The sequence below is a fragment of the Treponema sp. OMZ 838 genome (assembly GCF_000775995.1).
Classification (GTDB): Bacteria; Spirochaetota; Spirochaetia; order Treponematales; family Treponemataceae; genus Treponema.
In genome coordinates, this window is the sequence record NZ_CP009227.1 from 1243361 (window position 1) to 1265547 (window position 22187).

A 22187-nucleotide genomic window follows, 5' to 3' on the forward strand; every position below is an offset into this window, starting at 1 on the left:
TCTTTTTATTTTACATTAAGAGAGGCGAGGTCTTTTTCTTTACCGAAGAAGTCCCGATAAAAGGCCTTGGTTTTTTCCGCTAAATAACCGGCAGGGATTTTTCCCGGATGCAGTTTATCGGCAAGCCAGATAACACCGAGGCATGAGCACGGAATGGGGGAATCCCACTCATCAACACTTGACGGGAATACATAGACCTTGCCGTTATCGACTGCGGGAATGCCCTTCCATTCAGCCTTTCCTGCAAGTTCTGCCGGAGTTACCTTCGATCCCGTTGCGGCAACGATGACCTGCGGGGCGTATTTCTGGACTTGCTCCAGCGATACTTTTGTCCAATAGACATCGGTAATATCATCGCTCACCAATTTTCCGCCTGCTGCCGCAACGAGTTCCGCTTGGAACATCTTGGGACTGAGCGCGTTCAGATGATCGGAGCGGCTGGCCACATAAACGGATACCGCTGGCTCGCCTTTTACAAAACCTGCGACATCATTTAAGATTGTCTTATAAAAAGTGAGCAGTTTTTGTGCTTGTTCGCGATTACCGGAAGCGGCGCCGAGCATTTCAACATAGCTGAAAAAATTCTTCATCGTTTCGGGCTCGATCACCAATGCAGGAACACCGAGCGCTTCGATTTGGGGAAGCTGCTGTGCGGCTTTAAACGGCACTAAAATGAGATCGGGAGACAGAGAAGCAACCGCTTCGAGGTTCAAGTTCTTTGCGCCGCCGCAAGCGGGTTTATCCGCCAGTTCGGGAGCGAATTCTTTAATAAACGGCCGACCGCTTTTTCTGTCGTCGCCCGACACGATATAGTCCCGACAGCCGATTGCCAATGCCGTGTTGCTGAGAATATAAAACGGCGCGACAATCTGCTCCGGCTTTTTGGGGATAACAACGGTTCTGCCCTGATGATCGGTTACGGTTGCAAAACCTTCCGATGCTTTTTTGTCCTGCTTCCCGCCTGCCCATATCGGCAAAGCTGCAAGCATCACAACCAAGATTGCTAATGAACAGAGTTTTTTAGACATAGAGTTCTCCTTTATAAACTTAGATAGACGTTAACATAATCTTCTGAATAAACGCAACCCCGTCTGCAAGTTCTTTATCGTCAGGGTGGCCTTTCCCTAAGCCGCCGAACAGCTTGAATGGTCCGAAGGTATCAAATCCTTTACATTCAAATTCACCCAATACGGTAAAGCCGTTCGCCTGTAAATAGCCGGCAAATTTTTTTGCATATCGACCTTTTCCCACTCCGCTCGTACATACGGCGAAAGCATATTTCGGAAGTTCAGTCCGGTGCTGTTTCAAAAATGCATATATCGATTTGTGAAATCTTCCTGCATATATTCCCGAAGCGAAGCCGACACAATCGTATTCCGAAAAATCGATATTTTGAGCTTGCTCTACTTTAAACAGCGTTACCGGCATATCGTGTGCCATTGCCGTAACTACTTTTTCCGTATTTCCATGATGAACCGATGCATAGATAATAGCCGCTTTTTTCATAAAATCTCCCGATAAAAATTTTAAAACCTATGCCGAGCAATGTGTTCTCATTATCCGGCACTCGTGTGTTTTTAATGGAACGATTGTACTACTTTTCCGATACCGATGCAAATGATAAATCAGGGTAAACGCATCAGGTCGTTTTTTTAACATTCCCGCGGAAAAATCGATACTATTCAACCGAACTGCCAAGGATGGCAGTGGTTCCATACAGTAGTGATGTTTTGTGCACGCACAAAACTCGCCTTCAACTGATGTACATGGACGTACAACAGTTGAAGATGGTTCAAATGGTCTCACAGTCTCAATTTTTCCGCGGCTTTTATTTACTCTACCTGATGCGTTTACCCGCCTGTTGAAAAAAATGTGCGAAATTTTAAGCAAAATTTCGCACAGAAGGAAGGCAACCGCTAAAAATATTTTTAATGCGGTTGCCCTGCCGATAAATATTCCGGTATGGAAAATAAGCTCTTGGCGTGATAAAATCAGCATAAGGAGAATTATGACACCAGAAGAAATAAAGAAACTCATTCAAAACGGTGAAAAAATTGATGTTGAATTTAAAGAATCAAAGAATGCCTTATCAAAAGACGTATATGATTCCGTTTGTTCTTTTAACAATAGAAACGGCGGTCATATAGTATTAGGAGTTAACGACAAAAGAGAAATTACCGGCGTTAATCCTGACATGGTTGATAAAATAACAAGGGAATTTACAACAGCTATTAATAATTCGCAAAAAATATATCCGCCTTTATACTTAACACCTGTTTCAATAGATATGGAAGGCAAGAAACTTATTTATATTAGAGTGCCAAAAGGCTGTCAGGTGTGCAGGCACAATGGGCGCATTTGGGATAGATCTTACGAGGGTGATATAAATATTACCGATAATGCGGAACTGGTATATAAGCTTTATGCGCGGAAACAAAGCACCTATTTTGTAAATAAGGTCTATCCTAATTTGGGAATAGATTGTTTAAACTCAGCGGTAATTGAAAAAGCACGAAAAATGGCTATTGCAAGGAATCAAAATCATTTATGGATGAGTATGAATGATGAAGAACTTCTGAGAACGGCTAATTTAATTTTAATTGATCCGGAAACAAATAGAGAAGGTATTACCTTAGCAGCCATTTTATTATTTGGAAAAGACAACGCCATTATGTCCGTTTTATCACAGCATAAAACGGATGCACTATTTAGAGTAGAGAACAAAGACCGATATGATGACAGAGATGTCGTCATTACCAATCTGATTGACAGTTATGATAGGCTTATCAACTTTGGCAGAAAGCATTTGAATGACTTGTTTGTTTTAGAGGGCATTGTTAATGTCAATGCAAGAGATAGGATACTCCGAGAAGTAGTTTCCAACACATTAGCCCACAGGGATTATTCAAGCGGCTTTCCTGCGAAAATGATTATTGATGATGAAAAAATTACTATCGAAAATAGCAATGTAGCACATGGGATAGGCGCATTGGATTTGCAAAAATTCGAACCGTTTCCTAAAAATCCGTCAATATCTAAAGTTTTTAGGGAAATTGGAATTGCCGATGAGCTTGGTTCCGGTATGCGTAACACCTATAAGTACACACAGCTGTATTCGGGAAAAAATCCTATTTTTGAAGAAGGAGATATATTCAGAACGATTATTCCACTCAAGAAGATTGCGACAGAAAAAGTCGGCGAAAAAAATGTCCCTCACAATGTCTCTCACAATGTCCCTCACAATGTCCCTCAGAATAAGAAGGAGCTGATTGAATTTATAAAGGCAAAGGTGAGGTCAAATAATAAAATTACAAGACAAGCTATTGCAGATAGTGCCGGCGTAAGTGTAAAAACTATCCAGAGAACCATAAAAGAGATAGAGAATCTACGATATGTCGGTACCGGGAATAACGGACACTGGGAACTTAATTAGAAACGTAAAAAATTTGAACAGGAATAAAACGATCGGCGTATGGAATTAGATTTTAAGCATGCTTCATTACAGGAAATAATTGACTATGCTCCCGACCTCCGCAGAGAGGCGTATGTAGATGCAACACTGCGGATGCAGGCGGATGATAATATCGTTGGGGTATTCGGCTCTGCGTATTCGGAAGCTCAGTCTCCCGTTATCGACGAAGCGCTCATCTACGGCTGCGGTCTTGTGCCGGTGCCGATTGTCGGAGTGGATGCCTTTATTTTTAAACACGGTGATTATCCTGCCTGCGATGCAATCAAGAGTACGATGGTATATTTAACGACGCAAAAGTGTCCGCTTCTGTATTCTTCCAAGATGTATGTGCTTGACGGTTGTTGCCCTGCTGTCGAAACCGCATTCCGGCAGTGTACGCAAAAACCTGTGCATATATACAACGATGCGGAAACACTCAAGACAGTGCTGCAACAGGTGTATGGCTGCGAGTATTCCGCTGCCCGCTATCAAGAATCGAAGTCTGCCTTTCTAATGCTGAATTGCTTGCTGCAGCAGCTTGAGCAGAGCGCACTTTCCGGCAATGACTTTGGGGTGCTCGCTTTTTATTCCCGTTTTATCTTTGAGCTTGAAGAACGAATTGCTTTCTTGACGCGGGTATGCGAATTGCTTTCTTCCGCAGCAACCTGCGAATATTCATCTCATTCACCGGAAAAACGAGTGCCTGTTTCCATTTATTGTCCCGACGGCATCATACAAAAAATCAAACCGGCTGCCGGAAATTATTTTAAGCCGGTATGGGTGCAGGCAGGGCGTTCCGCCGATATTGCATGCGCAGGATGTATCTATCCCGCGGCTGAGTATGTGGGGTATAGGGAACGTCCATAAATTTCCTCGGCGGAACGCGTGGTTCCTAAGGTTCGAAAGGAAACAGCCTCTCTATTTCACTACGATATTGCCCTTGGAATCCGCGATGGAAATACGCGCCACAACCGAATAATTAAAATCAAGATAATCATCTTGAATGCCATCGGAAAAGATGATGCCGTTTTCGCCCATCCTCGATTCAACGCAGAAATCCGTACCGGGGGTGATAGAACCGAAAATAATCTTTGTACCGGTGTTGACGCTCGGGAACGGTTCCCTCACGGCAAAGGTGAGCTGTTCTTTGCCCCAATCGATGACGGACTTTGCTTTAATTGCGAGCGATTGTTTTGATAAGCGGCCGGTAATTCCCGAAGCGCCTGCCAATACGCTTTTCATCCAACCGGAACGTCCAAGAGGCGTAGAAACGATAATGCCGCTTGAAGATTGATTTTCTACAGCTCCGTCAACCGTAATAGCATACCGTGCCGACGCATGATTTTTAACACCGATAAAAAAATCGTTGACGGCATACAGCACCTGATTATCGGAAAGCTGTACTTTCGCTTTGGTAACCTGCTTTACGGTTGCCTCGTCATTCAACGCCTGCCTGATAACCGTTCCGGCCTCATCTACCGAAAACTGAGACAGGACGCCGTCCCACCTGCTTGAATCGGGATTGATGCCGATCAGTTTTTGCGCTTCCAGATATTTCAGAGTATTGGCGATAAGACCGTCCTGTCCGACGGTGATAATCGTATCATTTTTGCCGAATATAAAATTCGGTAAAAATTTCCAGTCGATAACTTGTACGTTGCCGATACCTTGCGCGGTTTTTACCAGCTTATCCAGTACCGCATAGTACGTTTCGTGTTCCGCTTCATAATCCTTAAAATCCGCATTCAGATGCTCGATGTAAAATTGAGCCTGCTGCTTTGTATTAAACCGCGCGACAAGCGCATCTAAACGAGTCGGACGGCGGATAATAATCAGCCTGTCCATTATTTTTTCATCAACTGCTGTAACAGTTCCGAACTGATATTCAGCTCGCCGATTTTACCGGCGTTTTCCGCGAGTCCGGTAAACGCATTTGCGATCAGCTTTTCGGGCGCCATACCGATTGAAGAAAGCGCTTTGATAATTTCGGGATTGATCTTGGACATCGGCTCCAGAACGGCGTTCAGCGAATAGGCTTTAATATCCGCCTCGGTCTTCTTGTTCTTAACGGAAATTTCAATAAGCTTCGTATTTTCCTGCTCCTGCTTAATTTTGAATGCCATATCTTCCTGTAAAATAACCCGCTTCTTTTCTTGAACCGCCCGTTTTCCCTCCATGTGCGCTTCCATAATTTGCCGCTGTTTTTCTTCAACTGCAATCTGCGTGTTCAATTCGTTTTCTTTTATTTTTCGCTCCTGCTCTACCGCTGCATTACGCCGCTTGTACACCGCATCATCCGCTTCGCGCAGAATATTTTCTCGCGTTTCCGCTTCCAACGCCCGCGCTGTTTCTTTGTTCGGCAAGATTGAAAGAATATTGATATTTGTGATTGTAATTCCCAAATTTTGCAGATATTCGTTGTGCTGCACCGCTTCTTTTAATGCCCCTGCAATTCGATCAATTGATTGTATCGCTTCCCGCAAAGGCAGCTTGGAAACTTCGGTTTTGGTCATCGTATTTACCAAATTGATAATAATCCGGCTCAATTTTTCAGGATCGTCCGACAGGTACGCATAATTTTTAAGATCAACGGAGAAATTAACTTGATCGATAATTTTTTCGGTATCGGTTATTTTATAGATCAAATCACCTTGTATGGTCAGCGTTTGATAATCACTCGAAAGCTCTTCAAACATGAACGGTACGTTTTTTGTTTCAAGCGGAACGGTAATAATCGAAGTCGAAGGTTTATAAAACCAAAACGAAAGCCCGCGGCCTTTTTTTACCACACGTCCTTTTTTAATTACGTGAATATATTCATTTGGTTCAAATTTTACAAATCGCAATCCGAACATATCGGCTCTCCTCTGATAACTGATACAGCATAATGCAATGACTCTTTATACTTAATCCAGTTTTTTTATTTCGATAAACCGTACTTCTTGCCTGTAAGCGCTTACTATCGTAATAATTGAGGCCAATATTAAAATTCCACCGTTTACCAATAAATCTCTTTTAACCAGCTTTGCGATATCCGGTTCGGTGATGATAAGCTCCGGCGTTTCTTTTAAAACATCGAAAAAGCCGATATGCTCAATATCCGGCGCTTCATTTACGGCATCGTATATACGCCAGCCGTATTCCAAGACGGTTGCCGCTGCGAGCGCTATGCTCAGTACAATCAAAATCATAACGATGGCTTTTACAGTTAATTTTTTTCCCAGTCGTTTGTATACAGTATAGGATATTGCGCTGAGTAAGACTGGAATCGCCCAAACATAGAGGTTCATTTTTCCGACGATAACATACAGTAAGATTCCCGCTAATGCAACGCCGATAACGCCCAATGTACCGAGTAAAAAATTTTCTTGAGTGTTTTTGTCTTTTTCTTTTTGAGCGGTAAGATCGGCTTCTTTTTCTGCCCGCTCAGCTTCGGTTAGATACAGGTATTGCGATCCTATTTGAAATAACCGTATTGTTCCGTCATTTTTACCATAGATAAATCCGCCGGATTTATACTTATTTTCTACAAGGAACGGGATTACGGTATCATTCAGTAAATTGAATGTTTTCTTATAGTTACCTAATGCCGGTATAGGATATTCAAGGATTAATGTTGCGTTATCGATACGCGTTTTTACCTTTTTTATTTCGCAAAGCCGCGGTTGCAAAAGAGCGAGCATGTCTTCTCCATCAGCCTCTTTAGAGGCGCCGATGGTAAGGATACATTTTTTCGCATTGGTATCCACGCGAAAAATCGTATAAAACCCTTGCAGCATTCCTGCATATACATTCTTATATTTTTTAAATTGATAATCTTTAGATAAAAAGTCTAAACTTCCCATGAGTGTTCCTCTTTGAGTAAATAAGCTGCGCCGCAAATAATGAGGTGCTTTTGAAAATGAATTTTTCTGTGACTATAGGGCATCTCTAAAAAGATAAAGAGACGAAAGGCTATACGAACCGTATCTGCCCCTGGCTGTACGGCTCAGTCCGTATCACCGGAACCGTATCATAGCTTCCGTCTCTTCTCATTTAGGATCTGCTTATGCGATAATGCCCATCTCTTTTCCGACTTTTTCGAAGATGGCAATAGCGCGGTCGAGCTGTTCGGTGGTGTGTCCTGCCGTTACCATACAGCGGACGCGTCCGGTGCCTTTGGGTACGGTGGGGAACACGATCGGTCCGATGAATAAGCCGTTATCGAACAGCTTTTTGGAGAACTCAAGGGTCTTCGCTTCTTCCCCGATGATGACCGGCGTAATGGGGGTTTCGCTATGTCCGGTGTTAAAGCCGAGGCGAGCGAGCTTTTCTTTAAAGTAGCGGGCGTTTTTCCACAGCCGGTCAGTGTATTCGGTTGATTCCATCAGCATTTTGATGGCTTCGATACATGCGCCGATAGCGGCGGGGGGGAGTCCGGTGGAGAACAGGAAGGGACGTCCGCGGTTTTTCAGCCAGTCGATAGTAACCTGCTTACCGGCAACGTAACCGCCGACAACGCCGATTGCCTTGGACAGGGTGCCGATTGCAAAGTCTACTCTGCCGTGCAGGTGGAAGTGGTCAACGGAGCCGCGTCCGCTCTCGCCTAATACACCGCTTGCGTGAGCGTCATCCACGTAGGTTAGGCACTCGTATTTTTCCGCAAGCGCAACGATTTCCGGTAGCTTGGCAATGTCGCCGTCCATGGAGAACACGCCGTCGGTGATGATGAGGATGTTGCGGTAGTTGGGGCGCTTTTCTTTTAAAACCCGCTCTAAGTCTGCCATGTCGGAGTGCTTAAACACTGCCTTATCGGCTTTTGAAAGGCGGGAGCCGTCGATGATGGACGCATGGTTTAATTCATCGGATAGGATGAGGTCGCCCTTGTCGGTAACCGCTTGGATAACCCCGGCGTTGCAGTTAAAGCCTGACTGGAAGGTGAGCACCGCTTCTTCCCGCTTGAATGTAGCAAGCAGAGTTTCGAGTTCATCGTGAATCTTCATGTTTCCGATGATAGGGCGGACGGCGCCCGCTCCCGCGCCGTAGGTTTCGATCGCTGCGATTGCCGCCTTCTTTAAACGGGGATGGTTTGCAAAGCCCAGATAGTTATTTGATGAAAGGTTGATAACTTTCTTTCCATTAATAACGCATTCTGCTTCGTTTGGCCCGTCAAGGGTTACCGGTACCTTATACAAGCCTTGATCTTTTAATTCCTGTACTTTTTCTTTTAAAAAAGCCATTTCGTGAATATTGCTCATTGTTTTCTCCTCTTCAATGAAATTTAATGCTCATTGCAACGTTTCTTTATTTTTGTGCCGAGTGATATGCAACACCGAGCCGCTTGCTCAGTTTTTCCAGCATATCGACGGTCATCGTTTCCAGTGTGTACTCGGGTTTCCAGTTCCATTCATTCCGTGCACAAGTGTCGTCGATGGAGTTCGGCCATGAATCGGCAATGGCTTGCCGCATGGGATCTACCTTGTAGTTCATCTTGAACTCGGGAATGTGCTTTTTAATTTCCGCAGCGATAATTTCCGGAGAGAAACTCATCGAACCGATATTAAAGGCGTTGCGATGGATCAGTTTGGATTCATCGGTTTCCAAAAGCTGCTGAACCGCTTTAAGGGCATCGGGCATATACATCATGTCCATATAGGTGCCTTCTTTAATAAAGCAGTCGTATTTTTTGTTTTTCAGTGCTTCGTAATAAATGTCAACGGCATAGTCGGTAGTGCCGCCGCCCGGAGGAGTTGTATACGAGATGAGGCCGGGGAAGCGCACGCCGCGGGTATCGACGCCGAAGCGCTTGTGGTAGTAGTCACACAGCAGTTCGCCTGAAACTTTGGTTACGCCGTACATCGATGTCGGGCGCTGGATGGTGTCCTGAGGCGTTTTGTCTTTCGGGGTTCCCGGCCCAAAGGCTGCGATAGAGCTGGGGACAAAGAATCGGTATTTATTCTCCCGGGCGATTTCCAGCATATTGTATAATCCGTGGATATTGATATTGAACGCCATTTGCGGATCGCGTTCCGCAACAGCGGAAAGAAGCGCTGCTAAGTGAATAACGGTGTCTACTTTATATTTTTTACATACATCGGCAACTTTCTGCGGTTCCAACACGTTTAATTGTTCAAAAGGCCCGGATTCAAGCACTTCCGGCATGTCTTTTTTAACTACATCACTTGCAATTACATTGCTGCCGCCGTAGGTCTTGCGCAGATGCATAACCAATTCACTGCCGATCTGACCGAGGGCTCCTGTTACCAGTATTGTTTTCATATTACCTCCTCAGATAATACATTTTTAATCGATATATTTAGTATATCACCGTTTTTGCGATTTTGCTATAATAAAATAATGAATGACACTATTTTGACAGATGAAGCCGCAGGCTTCATGAAGAAAAAGAATTTCTTGCCGGTTCTTTCCGGACTCTTTATCGGTGTATTGGTACTGTCGAATATTTTGGCAGTAAAAATGGTGCAGATCGGTCCCTTCGTATTTGACGGCGGTACGCTGCTTTTTCCGTTTTCGTATATCTTCGGCGATGTGCTGACTGAGGTGTACGGCTATCGGGATACGCGGAAAGTCATTTGGACGGGCTTTGTCGTTCTCATTTTTATGGCGTTCAATGTCTGGCTGGTGAGTATTTTGCCGGCAGAGGGCGGCTGGAATCTGCAAAGCGATTTTAATAATATTTTGCTGCAAATGCCCCGCATCAGCGCAGGTAGTATCTGCGGTTACTTTATCGGCGAGTATAGCAATTCTACCGTTCTTTCTAGAATGAAGATACTTACCAACGGCAAACACCTGTGGATGCGCACCATCGGCTCCACCTTGATTGGAGAGCTGCTTGACAGTATCATTTTTGTGATGATTGCGTTTTCAGGGCTATACGCATCTTCTGTGCTAATTGTGATGGCTTTGTCCAATTATCTTTTTAAGACAACGATAGAAGTAGTTTTTACCCCTTTTACCTATCTGGTTGTTAATTTCTTTAAAAAACACGAACAGCTTGACACCTACGACTATGGTGAGCGGTATAACCCGCTACCGCAGTTTAACCGGTAATATTTCTCGTAAGAATTAATTCACCGCAGAGCTTACGGGCTTTGCGGCTTACTTTTCCAAAACTTTCATTTTCCAGTCTTTAATCGTTCGCGTTTCTTAATGCTACACATCAGAGTATGTAGGTAAAATATCCAATCATAAATCCTAAAGATGCCGCGGCTCCCTAAAAAAACTATTTGCGGTTTAGCCTTTTATGCGATACAATAGACACTATCGGTCACCGTTAAAAATCGATTTTGAGCTTTTAGCGGTGTTCTATTGGTATCGTAATAGAATAAAGGAATATGCTGCATTATGGTAAAAGCTGTCTTTGCGGGTTCATTTGATCCTCCGACTTTCGGACATTTGAATATTATCGAGCGCGCCCAAAAACTCTTTTCCGAAATCCATGTCGTCATTGCCGTAAATAAAAACAAGAGTTATTGTTTTTCCGGCGAGGAACGGCTGGAGGTCATACAACAACTGGTTTCCCGCTGGAATAATGTTTCGGTACATCTGTGGGATTCACTGATCGTTGATTATGCAAAAAAAATTAAAGCGGATGTGCTTATCCGCGGTGTCCGGAATGATAATGATTTTTTATATGAATTTGATTTGGCGATGATGAACAAGAGTTTGAACCCGCAGATTGAGACGTTATTCTTAGTTCCTGATCCTAAATTTTTTGTACTGCGTTCCAGTTCAATTAAGGAGCTGGCGGCATTCGGCGGTGATGTATCGACGATGGTGCCGCCCGTCGTCGAAGCTATACTGAAAAAGAAGTTTTCACCCAAAAAATAGCGGAGAATCGCCAAAGAATGAACATCCGTGTTCATCCTTTGGCTACGGGGATGTCTCAAAAGTTGGTTACTTTTTCGACATCCCCGCTGCTGCTTATAACCCCGGACAACCCTGTCCGTTCTGAAATGCCTTTTCCGTCAGCCTTTTGAAATAGACGGTACAGATACAAGGAGCTAGGTAAAAAAGTACCGCAGGCGTATCTTTGATACGTTGAGGACACTTTTTTACCGTGCGACGCAGTAGATGTACCGTATATTTCAAAAGGACGTTACCTTGTTTTTTTTATATGATTATAGTAAACTCGCCCGCATGAAAACCGATATTCAGATCGCACGCGAGACTTCGCTTAAACCGATACAAAAAATCGCAGCGGAACTTCATATAGATGCATCCTCAGTAATCCCCTACGGGTTTTATACGGCAAAAATTCCGTATACATCTATTGTTCCGTCCTGCGTAGAAGAGCATAAACTCATCCTTGTTACTTCCATGACGCCGACCAAGGCGGGAATCGGGAAGACGACGGTTTCCATCGGTTTGGCGCTCGGCTTACAGAAAATCGGAAAAAATGCGGTGTTAGCACTGCGCGAGCCTTCGCTCGGCCCTTGTTTCGGAATGAAAGGCGGGGCTGCGGGCGGCGGTTATGCACAAGTGCTCCCTATGGAAGAAATCAATTTACATTTTACCGGCGACTTCCACGCCGTTACCTCAGCACACAATATGATCAGCGCGCTGCTGGATAACTACGTATTTAGAACGCAGAATACGCCGCAGGGCTTAAAAAAAGTAGTTTGGAAACGGGTGTTGGATGTGAATGACCGCGCGCTCCGTTCAATTGTTACCGGACTCGGCGAAGGGAACGGCGTTCCTGCAGAATCGGGATTTGATATAACCGCCGCTTCGGAAATTATGGCGATTTTGTGCCTCGCTTCCGATATCGACGATTTACGCCGCCGTATAGAAAAGATTATCCTCGGTTACCGTCCGGACAACACGCCCTTTACGGTTAAAGACCTCGGCGCTGCCGGAGCCATTACCGTACTGCTTAAAAATGCGATTAATCCGAATTTGGTACAAACCACCGAAAACACCCCCGCATTTGTACACGGCGGTCCGTTTGCAAATATCGCGCACGGGTGCAATTCCATTATTGCGACTAAAACAGCCCTTACCTACGGCGATTATGTTATTACCGAAGCGGGATTCGGAGCCGATTTAGGCGCTGAAAAATTCTTTGACATTAAATGCCGCAAGGCGGGGCTTGCACCTGCCTTAACCGTACTTGTCGTTACCACCGGCGGGCTTAAATTGCATGGCGGCGCTCAAGAAGCGGAGCTGTCCAAGCCCAATAAAGAGGCGCTTACCCGCGGCTTTAAAAATATGGATAAGCATGTTGAAAATATGCGTACATTCGGGCAGACGGTATTGGTGGTGTTGAATAAATACGGCTACGATACGGATGAAGAAATCGAGTGTCTCCGCGCCTATTGCCGGAATACCGGTGTGCCGTTTGCCGTAAACAGCGCTTTTTCCGACGGAGGGGCCGGTGCAACGGATTTTGCCCGTACCGTTTCCGGTTTGATTGAAGCCGAACCGTCAAAGCCGCTTGTGTTTACCTATCAGGATAGTGACAGCATCAAGACAAAAATTGAGAAAATATGCAAACAGGTGTACGGCGCAAAAACCGTTACCTATCATGCCGATGCGGAAAAAATGCTGAAGCGGATCAGTACGTGGGGAGTAGACTCCTATCCGGTATGTATCGCAAAAACTCAGTATTCTTTTTCCGACGACCCAAAAAAACTCGGCGTTCCGGAACAGTTTGATATGACTGTCCGCGAAATTATCGTGAACAATGGCGCCGAGATGATCGTTGCGGTTATGGGCGACATGATGCGGATGCCGGGGCTGCCGAAAGAACCTCAGGCGCTTCGCATAGACCTTGTAAACGGTTATATCGACGGATTAGCGTAAATTATATATTAGGAGACTCGCTATGAAGAAAGGCCTTCGAGATTGTATCATTGTCGGCTTTGCACTCTTTGCAATGTTTTTCGGCGCAGGAAATCTTATTTTTCCGCCGCTGCTCGGTTTTATGACCGGCAGTAAATGGTTTATTACGTTTATCGCATTCTCTATTACCGGTATTTGTATTCCTATTTTAGGCATTTTTGCAATGGGGAAAGCGGGCGGCGATGTACAGCACTTTGCCGGTAAGGTTCATCCTATTTTTGCTAATGTGTTCGGTACCGTTATTATGCTGGGTATCGGGCCGCTATTAGCGCTGCCGCGCACAGCCGCAACCACGTATGAAATTGGCGTACTTCCCTTTAGTACATCGATAAGCCCTGTCGTCAGTTCGATTATATTCTTTACCATTGTCTTGATCTTTTCGATTAAACCCTCGAAAGTAATCGATACTATCGGCAAGTATTTAACACCGGTACTGATTGTCGTGCTTGCCGCTATCGTTATCCGCGCTTTTATTGTTCCGCTCGGGCCGCTTGAGAATCCTCCTCCGCAGAACTTTTTCTTAAAAGGCTTTTTGGAAGGATATCAGACGATGGATGCGCTGGCAGCCATGTTGTTTGCGACAATCATTATCAATAATATTAAGGAACGCGGATATTCCGATCGGAAATCGCTGTTAAAGATCAACCTTTCTGCCGGATTAATTGCTGCGGCAGGATTGCTGCTGGTGTACGGCGGGTTACTGCATGCAGGCGCCTCTGCTTCGCAGGTGTTTCCTAAAAACATCAGCCGTACGGCTTTGTTGATCAATATCTGTGCAAGTTTATGGGGAAATGTCGGAACGGTGATTTTGTCGCTTTCGATTGCGTTTGCTTGTATTACGACTGCAATCGGTTTAACGGCAACCGCTGGGCATTTCTTTAAGAAATTGTTCAATAATAAGGTTTCTTATGAAGCAATCGTTATTGTCGTATCGGTATTCAGCTGCTGGCTTGCCAACTATGGGGTAGAAAATATCATCCGGTATTCGGTTCCGCTTTTGGAAGCCTTGTATCCGGTTTGTATCTTATTAACCGTTATGAACCTTTTAGATGACTATATCCCCAACCGGTACTACTATGTAGGGGGAACCATTGGTACGCTTTTAGTGAGCTGCTTGCAGGCATTTGCCTCGACCGAAGGTATTGTCAACGATTTTCTCGGGCTTTTCGGCGCACAGCCTGTGTCATTCGGCGGCTTGGCTGCGCTGCTGCAAAAACTCCCTCTTTCGAGCATCGGTGTTGCATGGCTGATTCCGGCCGTTATCGGTGCGTTATTGTTCGGACTGCTTGGCGGAAAGGGCAAGGCAGCAAAACAGATTGCTTAAAAAATTGGTAGAAACAAAAGCGGTATCGCTGAATATGTCTATCAATTTAGATGCGATGTTTAAGATTAAGTTATTACTATATAAAGGCTTAATTTAAAACCCGCTATCAGCCACGCTGATGGTGATGTCTAAAAAGTAACCAACTTTTGAGACATCACCAAGCCGGTTATCATACTTTTCTCGGCGCTTCCGCGCCCTCCTGTAATTCAAATAGTATTTTTTAAAGTAAAGTTCATTTAAGTTCGGTTGAAGATTTGATTTTAGGGAACCTCTAAAACCCTCAGTTTTTTAGAGATGTCCTTTAGATGGTTACGACAAATAACTCTATTAACAGGAGGCTCAATTCATGGAGCATTCAGTTTCTAAAGCGCCAAAATCGCTTTTTGTATTCAACTTTTTAATTTTTAACGGCGTTTTCGGCTTAACATTCTTGTATGCATGGTTTACAAAAATAGTACCGGATGCCGTGCTGCTGCGTATGTTTATGAATCCTGCAGCGTTATTAGGACTCTGCGCAACCCTATCGGTTCCGGTACTGTTATATCGAAATTGTATGCCGGTTATTCAAAACTGGCGTTCGGAAGATAACGGTCTTGATAGGGCAAATAAAGCCTTAGCCGTATACTCACTGGTAAGTGTTTTTGTGCCGTTCTTTCTTTCAAGTGTTGTACCGGTACTAGCCCTTTGGTTAATAGGGGAGAGGAATTGGGCAATGTTTGTTGCAACAGTGCTGGCAGCCATCGGGTGTATGTTTTTTGTTTCCCTGTTCTTCTATGTTGTTTGGCTGCAGCGGATCGAACGATATACAAATTTTTTGGCGCTTGAAAAAAAACATATTAGTCTGTCATATACACAGCGCGGTGCGGCGGTAGGCTTTGCTCTTTTTATAGGGATTTCCTTTCTTTGTGTGGCTCCTTTTGTCGCAACACTTTATAACGGCAGGGATGTTGCTTTTACATTAACGTATGCTATGCTCCCTTTATTGATCGTGACGGTTGGAGGAGCTATTTTTATTAATCTTACGCTCTATAAGGGCGTGAATGACGAAATAGAGTCTATTCTCCGATTTACGGATAAACTTGCGGTAGGGAACTTTATTACCGAGCCGCTTGAAATGAACCGCCGTGATATATTCGGGTTGCTTGTTACACGGTTGAATAGTTTTTATGCCAATACCGTTGAACTTCTCAGGGGAGTAAAGACGAATACGCAGACAATGGGCGAAGCTATCGGCGTGTTGTCGATGAATACAACGGAGAGTGCCAATTCCGTTCATGAAATCAGTGCAAATATTGAAGGAATACAGCAGCAAATACTATCACAGGCTGCGAATGTGAGTGAAACGGCCGCTACTGTCGAAGAAATTGTCCGAACTATTAAACAGCTGAACTCCAGTATTGAAATACAGTCCGGAAGTGTGGCTCAGTCTTCATCTTCTATAGAACAGATGGCGGCAAATATCGTGTCGATTACTCAAACCCTCGAAAAAACGGATGATGTGATTAAACGGCTTTCCTCTGCGACAGCCGACGGCAAGAGTACTATTATAAGTTCGAATAAGGTAACACAGAAAATCGCTGAGGCTTCCGGCGGGCTTATCGATGCAAGTAATGTTATACAAAATATTGCCAGCCAGACGAACCTTCTTGCAATGAACGCTGCCATTGAAGCAGCTCATGCCGGAGAGTCAGGTAAGGGATTCGCGGTTGTTGCAGACGAAATTAGAAAACTCGCAGAGGAATCCTCGGCTCAGGGTAAAAATATTACGACAACGCTGAAAGCCCTTAGTATCGAAATCGAAAGTTTAACGGGGTCTTCAAAGAGCGTTGAAGATAAGTTTAGTATTATTTTTGATCTTTCCAAACAAGTTAATACGATGAGCGCGGCTCTTATGGATGCAATGCAAGAGCAGGAAAATGGCAGTAGGGAAGTTCTATCGGCGATTAAGGATATCAATGCAGTTACTGCAGAGGTTAGAAACGGTTCTGTGGAGATGCTCAAAGGAGGGGAGCAGGTCGCCGAAGAGATGCATAAATTGGATAACTTCACACGGTTTATTACTGACAATATGAATGAAATGGCGAGCGGTGCGATAGAGATAAACCGTTCGGTGCAGGAAGTTAATACGGTTGCACAGCAGGGAAAGGGTTTAGTTGAAAATTTGTCAAATGCAGTAAATAAGTTCAAGATCGACTAGGTCTTTGGTCTTACGGTTTTTTGCCGATAGTGTAACTATGGATATAATAACGTATCATGCGTCCGATATGGACATATTTCAAAGTGATTCCATGCCGTTTTCGGCTCAGATAACACATAAAAGCGGATATACGGGCGGACAGGCGCGGCAAGCGGCTGTCGCAGCCGATATGCGTTTTTTTTCCGGCTTTGATGATGTTCGTTCGGCGTATACCCATACCAAGCCGTCGGCGGCTGTTAATCGTACTGTGCCGCTGATGCGGTTGAACCCTTTGCCTTTTTTACTGGGTTTCAGTATCCTCTATGCATTATTGGCACTGCCGTTGCTGCGTACCGGTGCAGGTTCTTATTCCATACGGAAAATGACCTTTAACGAGGAGCCTTTATCCGGACGGGCACTGCATTCATATATTTTCCCCGAAGCGGAAAACTTTATCGATCAAGAGGCAGTAACTGCTGCGGAAGGGTATGTTTCGACGGTAACATTTAAAGATTACACCGTTAGAAAGGGGGATACTATCAGCGGTATTGCTTCCCGGGCAGGATTGCGGAATTTCGGGACGTTGTTATCGGTTAATAATATCGATAATGCGCGCCGCATCAGTGCGGGGCAGGTACTGCGTATACCATCGGCAGACGGCCTTTTGTATACGGTTAAAAAGAACGAGACCCTTGCGGGTATCGCGGCGGCTCATAATGTACCCGTTACGGCTTTGCTTGATGCAAACGATTTAACGCACGAAACGCTGGCCGTCGGACAAAAGCTTTTTATCCCCGGCGCATCGCTTTCGTCTTTTGAGCTGCGGAAGGCTCTCGGTGAATTATTTATCTATCCGATACACGGTAGACTTACCTCACCATTCGGGTACCGGAGCGATCCTTTTACGGGGGTACGAAGTTTTCATTCAGGTGTTGATTTGGCTGCGCCGACAGGGACGCCCGTTAAGGCAACGCTCGACGGAAAAATTGCCGAAACAGGATTTAACCGTGTTTTTGGGAATTATATCATTATTACTCATGATCGGGGTTATCAGTCCCTTTACGGTCATTTATCGGCGATTTATGTCAAGCGGGGGCAGTATGTCACGCAAGGCGCGGTCGTGGGTGCGGTCGGTAATACCGGATATTCTACCGGCCCACATTTACATTTGTCTATTTATAAAAACGGGAGATTGATTAATCCGTTTTCCGTTCTAAAATAGGTCATTATTACAAAGCAATATGCGGATATCTCTAACAGTTGAGGCTTTTGAAGGTATCCTATTGAGGAGGATTTTGTGAAACGAATTGTATTCACTTTATGCGCATTATTCAGCGCATGTACATTCTTATTTGCTTATAACCCGCCCATCGGAGGGGAATCTGCCAATACGTTCTTTTCTCCCGACTTATTGGGCGGTCAGGCAAGTGCTACCGGCGGGCCGTTCGGGGATGGGAATCCTGCTGAATTGGCAACCAACCCTGCCCTTTCTGCGTACGAGCAGCGGATTATTTTCGACCTTTCCTATGCCGCCGTTATCGGGTTTAACAAAAGTACCCCAAACGACTTCGGATTGAAAGGACATTTGGCAAACATCGATTTCTTATATCCTGCCCGGTGGGGTGTTATCTCAACCGATGTGCATCTTTTAAATTCATCGTTTGAGTCGCTGCCATGGGGTACCGCCGGTTCAATACGGCTTGCGTATTCAAAAGATTTAACCGATAACTTGGCACTCGGTGTCGGTTTATACGGCATTTTCGGTACCGGTTGGGGTGTCGGGGCTGACATCGGCGTACTGTATCGGTTCGGGGATCTCGGATTTGCAAAAGATTCAAAAATCGGCGCTTCGATTACCGGAATGGGTAAACCGTATAACGCCAACAGGGGCGGTGTGAGGGGAATGACGAATACGAGCGGTTTTACCGGTATGTTTACTCCCCGTGTCGGTTTTGCGACCACCTTTATTTCGGTGAAAAACTTTAAGCTTGGTATGGCTTTTGATCTATCTTTTCCGACATTCCAAAACCTTGTTTTTGATGCCGGATTGCACATGAAGTTTGCCGATATGGTTACCTTTAAAACCGGTTGGAATTTCAATCTTGTCGAAACACTGAATCACCGGCAAACCTATATTCCGTCATTTGCTTTGGCTTGTTCAATCAAAATTAAGTCAAAAAATGCGAATGAAGCAAATGCATGGGAACAAAGCGACATTACGCCGCAGGTTGCCGTTAAACCTTTCTATAATAATATCTGGGCAATCGGTGCAGGGGTAAATGTGAAGGTTGGGAAAAATGATACGGCAGCGCCTGTAATCAGTGTTAATTACCCCGAAACTAAATATATTTCTCCCAATAGTGACGGCGTACAGGATGTACTCGAAATTCCGTTATCCATAACTGATGAACGCTATGTGATGTCATGGGAGTGTGCGTTTGAGAACGAAAAAGGGGAACGTGTCCGTACAATCACGAATAAGGAAGCACGTCCTCAGTTGAGTGGAAAATCTTTTTGGAAACTTTTAACAAAAGCAAAATCCGGAGTTGAACTGCCGGAGACGCTGCGCTGGGACGGTATGCTTGATTCCGGTTCGGTAGCACCCGACGGAACCTACTATTTTACTATTACAGCTGCGGATGATAACAATAACACGGCGAAGAGTGAGCGGTACGCCGTAGTGGTCGATAATACGCCTCCGGTGATTACCGTTACACCTCCAACCGGTCAAAATGCATTGATTTTCAGTCCCGACGGGGATGGAAACAAGGATACATTCCTTATCAAACAGAGCGGTTCCGTTGAAGATAAATGGACGGCAACCTTTGCCGACACCGATAACCGTGTTGTACGTACTGTCGAGACCGTAAAAGCTGCTCCCTCCGACTTTGTGTGGGATGGCAAGAACAATGCAGGTGAGTTTGTTCCTGATGGCATTTACACCTATAAAATTGCCGCTACCGACCGTGCGGGAAACAGCGCATCGCAGTCGGTTCCCAATATTATTGTAGACACTATTAAGCCTTCGGTCGGTATTTCGATTAGTACCAATGCCTTTTCTCCGAATGGGGACGGCGTGAAGGATACTATTACACTATCGCCTACAATTCCGGTACAGACCGGCTTGCAGGAATGGAAAATCGATATACAAAATGCAAAAGGCGCAACGGTACACACGATAACCGATAGCCGTATCGGGGCAATCATCTTTGACGGGAAGGATAAAAACGGAAAAGTATTACCGGAAGGTGATTACAAAGCAAAGCTTTCCGCCCGTTATATAAACGGATATGCACCGGCTGAAACCTCTCCGGTTTTCACCCTTAATGTTACCGCCCCTAAGGCAACGGTAAAAGCTTCAACTGATATTTTCTCACCTGATGGAGATGGAAAGCTTGATACGGTTACCTTTACTCAGCAAGTGAATGCAGGCGATTCTTGGACTGCCGAAATTTATACCCTTGACGATGCGGGAAATATGACCGGTAAGCCGGTACGCAGCTTTGCGATTACAAAAGATAATGCTGCGAATTTTGCGTGGGACGGACGGAATGACACCGGCGCTTTACTTGCGGACGGAAAATATGCCTATCGCTTAGTAGGTAAAAATGATGCCGGTAATACCGGATATTCGGTACCCGTTCCGGTTGAGCTGAATACCGAAAAAGCCAATATCATTTTATCTGCAAATATGCTGGCATTTTCTCCCAACAAAGACGGTGTGCAGGATACCATCGTATTTTCACCTAAACTGAGATCGAATACCGCTGCCGCCTCCTATATCTTCGGCATTTACGATAAAACAGGCGCTGCCGTAAAAACACTTTCAGGAAACGGAATGCCGCCTGCTTCAATCAGCTGGGATGGTATCGCAGATGCAGGAGATGCAAAAGGCCGGCTTTGTGCAGACGGTTCGTACTCCGCTGCTATCGATGTGACGCTTACGAATGGACAGACGACTAAATCGGCAATCCCTGAAATTATCCTCGATACAAAGCATCCTGAAGTGGAGATTTCTGCGCCTTATTTGGCGTTCTCGACTGATAGCGCGGCAAAACGCCCGAATTTACCCGTAACACAAAAAGCTTCTGCAGAAAATCTTTGGACTGGCAGTTTGACCGCTTCCGGAAATAGGGAAGTGCGGAACTTTACCTGGGAAGGGCAGGCAGCCGATTTTGTATGGGATGGAACCGATGCTTCGGGAAATAAAGTTCCCGATGGGACGTACCGCTATACTATTTTTGCTCAAGACCCCGCCGGTAACAGAACAATCAAGTCGCTTGACAATATCGTGGTTGACTCTCGCGTTCCGAAGGCATATATCACTGCGGAATTACCTGCATTCTCACCCAATGGTGACGGAGTAAAGGATACCCAGAATTTAACCCTTCATACAACGTTGAAAGACGGGCTTGCTTCATGGTCGGTTGTAGTAAAACCGGCGGATAACAGCACCTCCGTGCCGGTAAAGACGTGGTCATCGGAAAAGGGCGATACGCTTACTTCTTCCATTCAATGGGACGGTAAATCCGACGCAGGCAGGGTTGCATCCGGTACCTTTGTTGCAGAGCTTTCTCTCCGGTATACGAAAGGCGATGAGCTGGTAGTCAGCACCGCTCCGTTTGTTTCTTCGACAAAAGCCCCGGAGCTTGGCGTTACCATGGCGCCCAAGTATTTCAGTCCGGACAATGACGGTAACGAAGATGAGCTTTTTATTAACTTGTCTGCAAAGTCGGATACGCCCTTAAAACAGTGGTCATTTGAAATCCGCGAACCGGAAGATACCGGCAATAAGCTGTTCTGGAGTACCGGCGGAAAGAATAGAATAACCGAGCAAATTATCTGGGACGGACGTTCGTTACGAGGTGAAACCGTACAATCGGCTACCGACTATCCGTATACCTTTGCCGCAACCGATGAAGTCGGATTAACCTCCGTTATAAAAGGCTATATTCCGATTGATGTGTTGGTTATCCGCGATGGCGATAAATTAAAGATTGCAGTTCCTTCTATTATCTTTAGAAAAAATGCAGCCGATTTTAATGAGCTTGAGCAAAATGTCGTTGATCGGAACGTTAAGGTATTAACCCGTATCGCGGAAATTTTGAATAAATTCCCCGAATATAAGGTACAGATTGAAGGGCATGCAAATAATACGAGCGGAACGGAACGTGAAGAAAGAGAAGATCTTATCCCGCTTTCAGGTGCGCGCGCCGATGCCGTCCGTAGATTCCTGATAGAAAAAGGTGTAGCGCGGGGCAGACTGTCGTCAGTCGGTATCGGCGGTACAAAACCGATTGCATCGTTTTCGGATCGGGATAACTGGTGGAAAAACCGCCGCGTTGAATTTATTCTGATTAAGTAATACGTCAACAGCAGCCTCTAAAAACTAC

The 22187-nt window shown here is 45.1% G+C and carries 16 protein-coding genes; 9 read left to right on the top strand and 7 right to left on the bottom strand.

Going from position 1 to position 22187, the window contains the following annotated elements:
* Positions 1 to 5 precede the first annotated feature (5 nt).
* Together QI63_RS05540 and QI63_RS05545 are read right to left on the bottom strand one after the other, a co-directional pair.
* On the bottom strand, positions 6 to 1028 hold the full coding sequence (locus QI63_RS05540) for an ABC transporter substrate-binding protein (protein WP_044014588.1): 1023 nt from the start codon (positions 1026 to 1028) through the stop codon (positions 6 to 8).
* Positions 1029 to 1047: 19 nt separating this feature from the next.
* Positions 1048 to 1506 carry a flavodoxin domain-containing protein gene (locus QI63_RS05545; RefSeq protein ID WP_044014589.1) on the bottom strand — a complete coding sequence of 153 codons (459 nt, stop codon included), beginning with the start codon at positions 1504 to 1506 and terminating at the stop codon, positions 1048 to 1050.
* 502 nt (positions 1507 to 2008) lie between these two features.
* Between QI63_RS05545 and QI63_RS05550 the strand changes: the two genes are divergently transcribed.
* Positions 2009 to 3433, top strand: coding sequence for an AlbA family DNA-binding domain-containing protein (locus QI63_RS05550; RefSeq protein ID WP_044017105.1), 1425 nt, complete (start codon positions 2009 to 2011; stop codon positions 3431 to 3433).
* Between the two features lie 39 nt (positions 3434 to 3472).
* Positions 3473 to 4318 (top strand): hypothetical protein, encoded by an 846-nt coding sequence (locus tag QI63_RS05555; protein ID WP_044014592.1) that lies wholly within the window; start codon positions 3473 to 3475, stop codon positions 4316 to 4318.
* Positions 4319 to 4369: 51 nt separating this feature from the next.
* Here the strand turns inward: QI63_RS05555 and QI63_RS05560 are convergent, their stop codons facing one another.
* The 5 genes from QI63_RS05560 to QI63_RS05580 form a co-directional block, all read right to left on the bottom strand.
* Positions 4370 to 5296 (bottom strand): NAD(+)/NADH kinase, encoded by a 927-nt coding sequence (locus QI63_RS05560; protein WP_044014593.1) that lies wholly within the window; start codon positions 5294 to 5296, stop codon positions 4370 to 4372.
* The gene (locus tag QI63_RS05565) at positions 5296 to 6306 is read right to left on the bottom strand and encodes an SPFH domain-containing protein (RefSeq protein WP_044014595.1); all 1011 of its coding nucleotides are present in this window, start codon (positions 6304 to 6306) and stop codon (positions 5296 to 5298) included. Before QI63_RS05565 ends, QI63_RS05560 begins: the two co-directional genes overlap by 1 nt.
* Positions 6307 to 6357: 51 nt before the next feature.
* Entirely contained in the window at positions 6358 to 7296 is a 939-nt protein-coding gene (locus QI63_RS05570) for a hypothetical protein (protein WP_044014597.1), read from the bottom strand.
* Positions 7297 to 7497: 201 nt separating this feature from the next.
* The gene (locus QI63_RS05575; protein ID WP_044014599.1) at positions 7498 to 8688 is read right to left on the bottom strand and encodes a glycine C-acetyltransferase; all 1191 of its coding nucleotides are present in this window, start codon (positions 8686 to 8688) and stop codon (positions 7498 to 7500) included.
* A 46-nt stretch (positions 8689 to 8734) separates the two neighbouring features.
* Positions 8735 to 9709, bottom strand: coding sequence for an L-threonine 3-dehydrogenase (locus QI63_RS05580; RefSeq protein ID WP_044014601.1), 975 nt, complete (start codon positions 9707 to 9709; stop codon positions 8735 to 8737).
* A gap of 78 nt (positions 9710 to 9787) precedes the next feature.
* Between QI63_RS05580 and QI63_RS05585 the strand changes: the two genes are divergently transcribed.
* The 7 genes from QI63_RS05585 to QI63_RS05615 all read left to right on the top strand — a co-directional run bounded on the left by QI63_RS05585 (position 9788) and on the right by QI63_RS05615 (position 22159).
* Positions 9788 to 10501 carry a queuosine precursor transporter gene (locus tag QI63_RS05585; RefSeq protein ID WP_044014603.1) on the top strand — a complete coding sequence of 238 codons (714 nt, stop codon included), beginning with the start codon at positions 9788 to 9790 and terminating at the stop codon, positions 10499 to 10501.
* Positions 10502 to 10795: 294 nt separating this feature from the next.
* The gene (coaD, locus tag QI63_RS05590; protein WP_044014605.1) at positions 10796 to 11281 is read left to right on the top strand and encodes a pantetheine-phosphate adenylyltransferase; all 486 of its coding nucleotides are present in this window, start codon (positions 10796 to 10798) and stop codon (positions 11279 to 11281) included.
* A gap of 309 nt (positions 11282 to 11590) precedes the next feature.
* Entirely contained in the window at positions 11591 to 13255 is a 1665-nt protein-coding gene (locus QI63_RS05595; protein WP_044017107.1) for a formate--tetrahydrofolate ligase, read from the top strand.
* Positions 13256 to 13277: 22 nt separating this feature from the next.
* Entirely contained in the window at positions 13278 to 14618 is a 1341-nt protein-coding gene (brnQ, locus tag QI63_RS05600; RefSeq protein ID WP_044014607.1) for a branched-chain amino acid transport system II carrier protein, read from the top strand.
* Positions 14619 to 14964: 346 nt separating this feature from the next.
* Positions 14965 to 16815 (top strand): methyl-accepting chemotaxis protein, encoded by a 1851-nt coding sequence (locus QI63_RS05605; RefSeq protein ID WP_044014609.1) that lies wholly within the window; start codon positions 14965 to 14967, stop codon positions 16813 to 16815.
* A 37-nt stretch (positions 16816 to 16852) separates the two neighbouring features.
* Positions 16853 to 18016: a peptidoglycan DD-metalloendopeptidase family protein gene (locus QI63_RS05610; RefSeq protein ID WP_044014611.1), complete on the top strand. Its 1164-nt coding sequence runs from the start codon at positions 16853 to 16855 to the stop codon at positions 18014 to 18016.
* Positions 18017 to 18091: 75 nt separating this feature from the next.
* Entirely contained in the window at positions 18092 to 22159 is a 4068-nt protein-coding gene (locus QI63_RS05615) for a FlgD immunoglobulin-like domain containing protein (RefSeq protein ID WP_044014613.1), read from the top strand.
* Positions 22160 to 22187: the final 28 nt, after the last annotated feature.

What these genes read in the sequence shown, in the direction of transcription:
- QI63_RS05610 (WP_044014611.1), top strand. Translation starts at nt 16,853, where the DNA reads ATGGATATAATAACGTATCATGCGTCCGATATGGACATATTTCAAAGT.
- QI63_RS05580 (WP_044014601.1), bottom strand. Translation starts at nt 9,709, where the DNA reads ATGAAAACAATACTGGTAACAGGAGCCCTCGGTCAGATCGGCAGTGAA.
- QI63_RS05570 (WP_044014597.1), bottom strand. Translation starts at nt 7,296, where the DNA reads ATGGGAAGTTTAGACTTTTTATCTAAAGATTATCAATTTAAAAAATAT.
- QI63_RS05575 (WP_044014599.1), bottom strand. Translation starts at nt 8,688, where the DNA reads ATGAGCAATATTCACGAAATGGCTTTTTTAAAAGAAAAAGTACAGGAA.
- coaD (WP_044014605.1), top strand. Translation starts at nt 10,796, where the DNA reads ATGGTAAAAGCTGTCTTTGCGGGTTCATTTGATCCTCCGACTTTCGGA.
- QI63_RS05595 (WP_044017107.1), top strand. Translation starts at nt 11,591, where the DNA reads ATGAAAACCGATATTCAGATCGCACGCGAGACTTCGCTTAAACCGATA.
- QI63_RS05555 (WP_044014592.1), top strand. Translation starts at nt 3,473, where the DNA reads ATGGAATTAGATTTTAAGCATGCTTCATTACAGGAAATAATTGACTAT.
- QI63_RS05565 (WP_044014595.1), bottom strand. Translation starts at nt 6,306, where the DNA reads ATGTTCGGATTGCGATTTGTAAAATTTGAACCAAATGAATATATTCAC.
- QI63_RS05605 (WP_044014609.1), top strand. Translation starts at nt 14,965, where the DNA reads ATGGAGCATTCAGTTTCTAAAGCGCCAAAATCGCTTTTTGTATTCAAC.
- QI63_RS05545 (WP_044014589.1), bottom strand. Translation starts at nt 1,506, where the DNA reads ATGAAAAAAGCGGCTATTATCTATGCATCGGTTCATCATGGAAATACG.
- QI63_RS05560 (WP_044014593.1), bottom strand. Translation starts at nt 5,296, where the DNA reads ATGGACAGGCTGATTATTATCCGCCGTCCGACTCGTTTAGATGCGCTT.
- QI63_RS05550 (WP_044017105.1), top strand. Translation starts at nt 2,009, where the DNA reads ATGACACCAGAAGAAATAAAGAAACTCATTCAAAACGGTGAAAAAATT.
- QI63_RS05540 (WP_044014588.1), bottom strand. Translation starts at nt 1,028, where the DNA reads ATGTCTAAAAAACTCTGTTCATTAGCAATCTTGGTTGTGATGCTTGCA.
- QI63_RS05585 (WP_044014603.1), top strand. Translation starts at nt 9,788, where the DNA reads ATGAATGACACTATTTTGACAGATGAAGCCGCAGGCTTCATGAAGAAA.
- brnQ (WP_044014607.1), top strand. Translation starts at nt 13,278, where the DNA reads ATGAAGAAAGGCCTTCGAGATTGTATCATTGTCGGCTTTGCACTCTTT.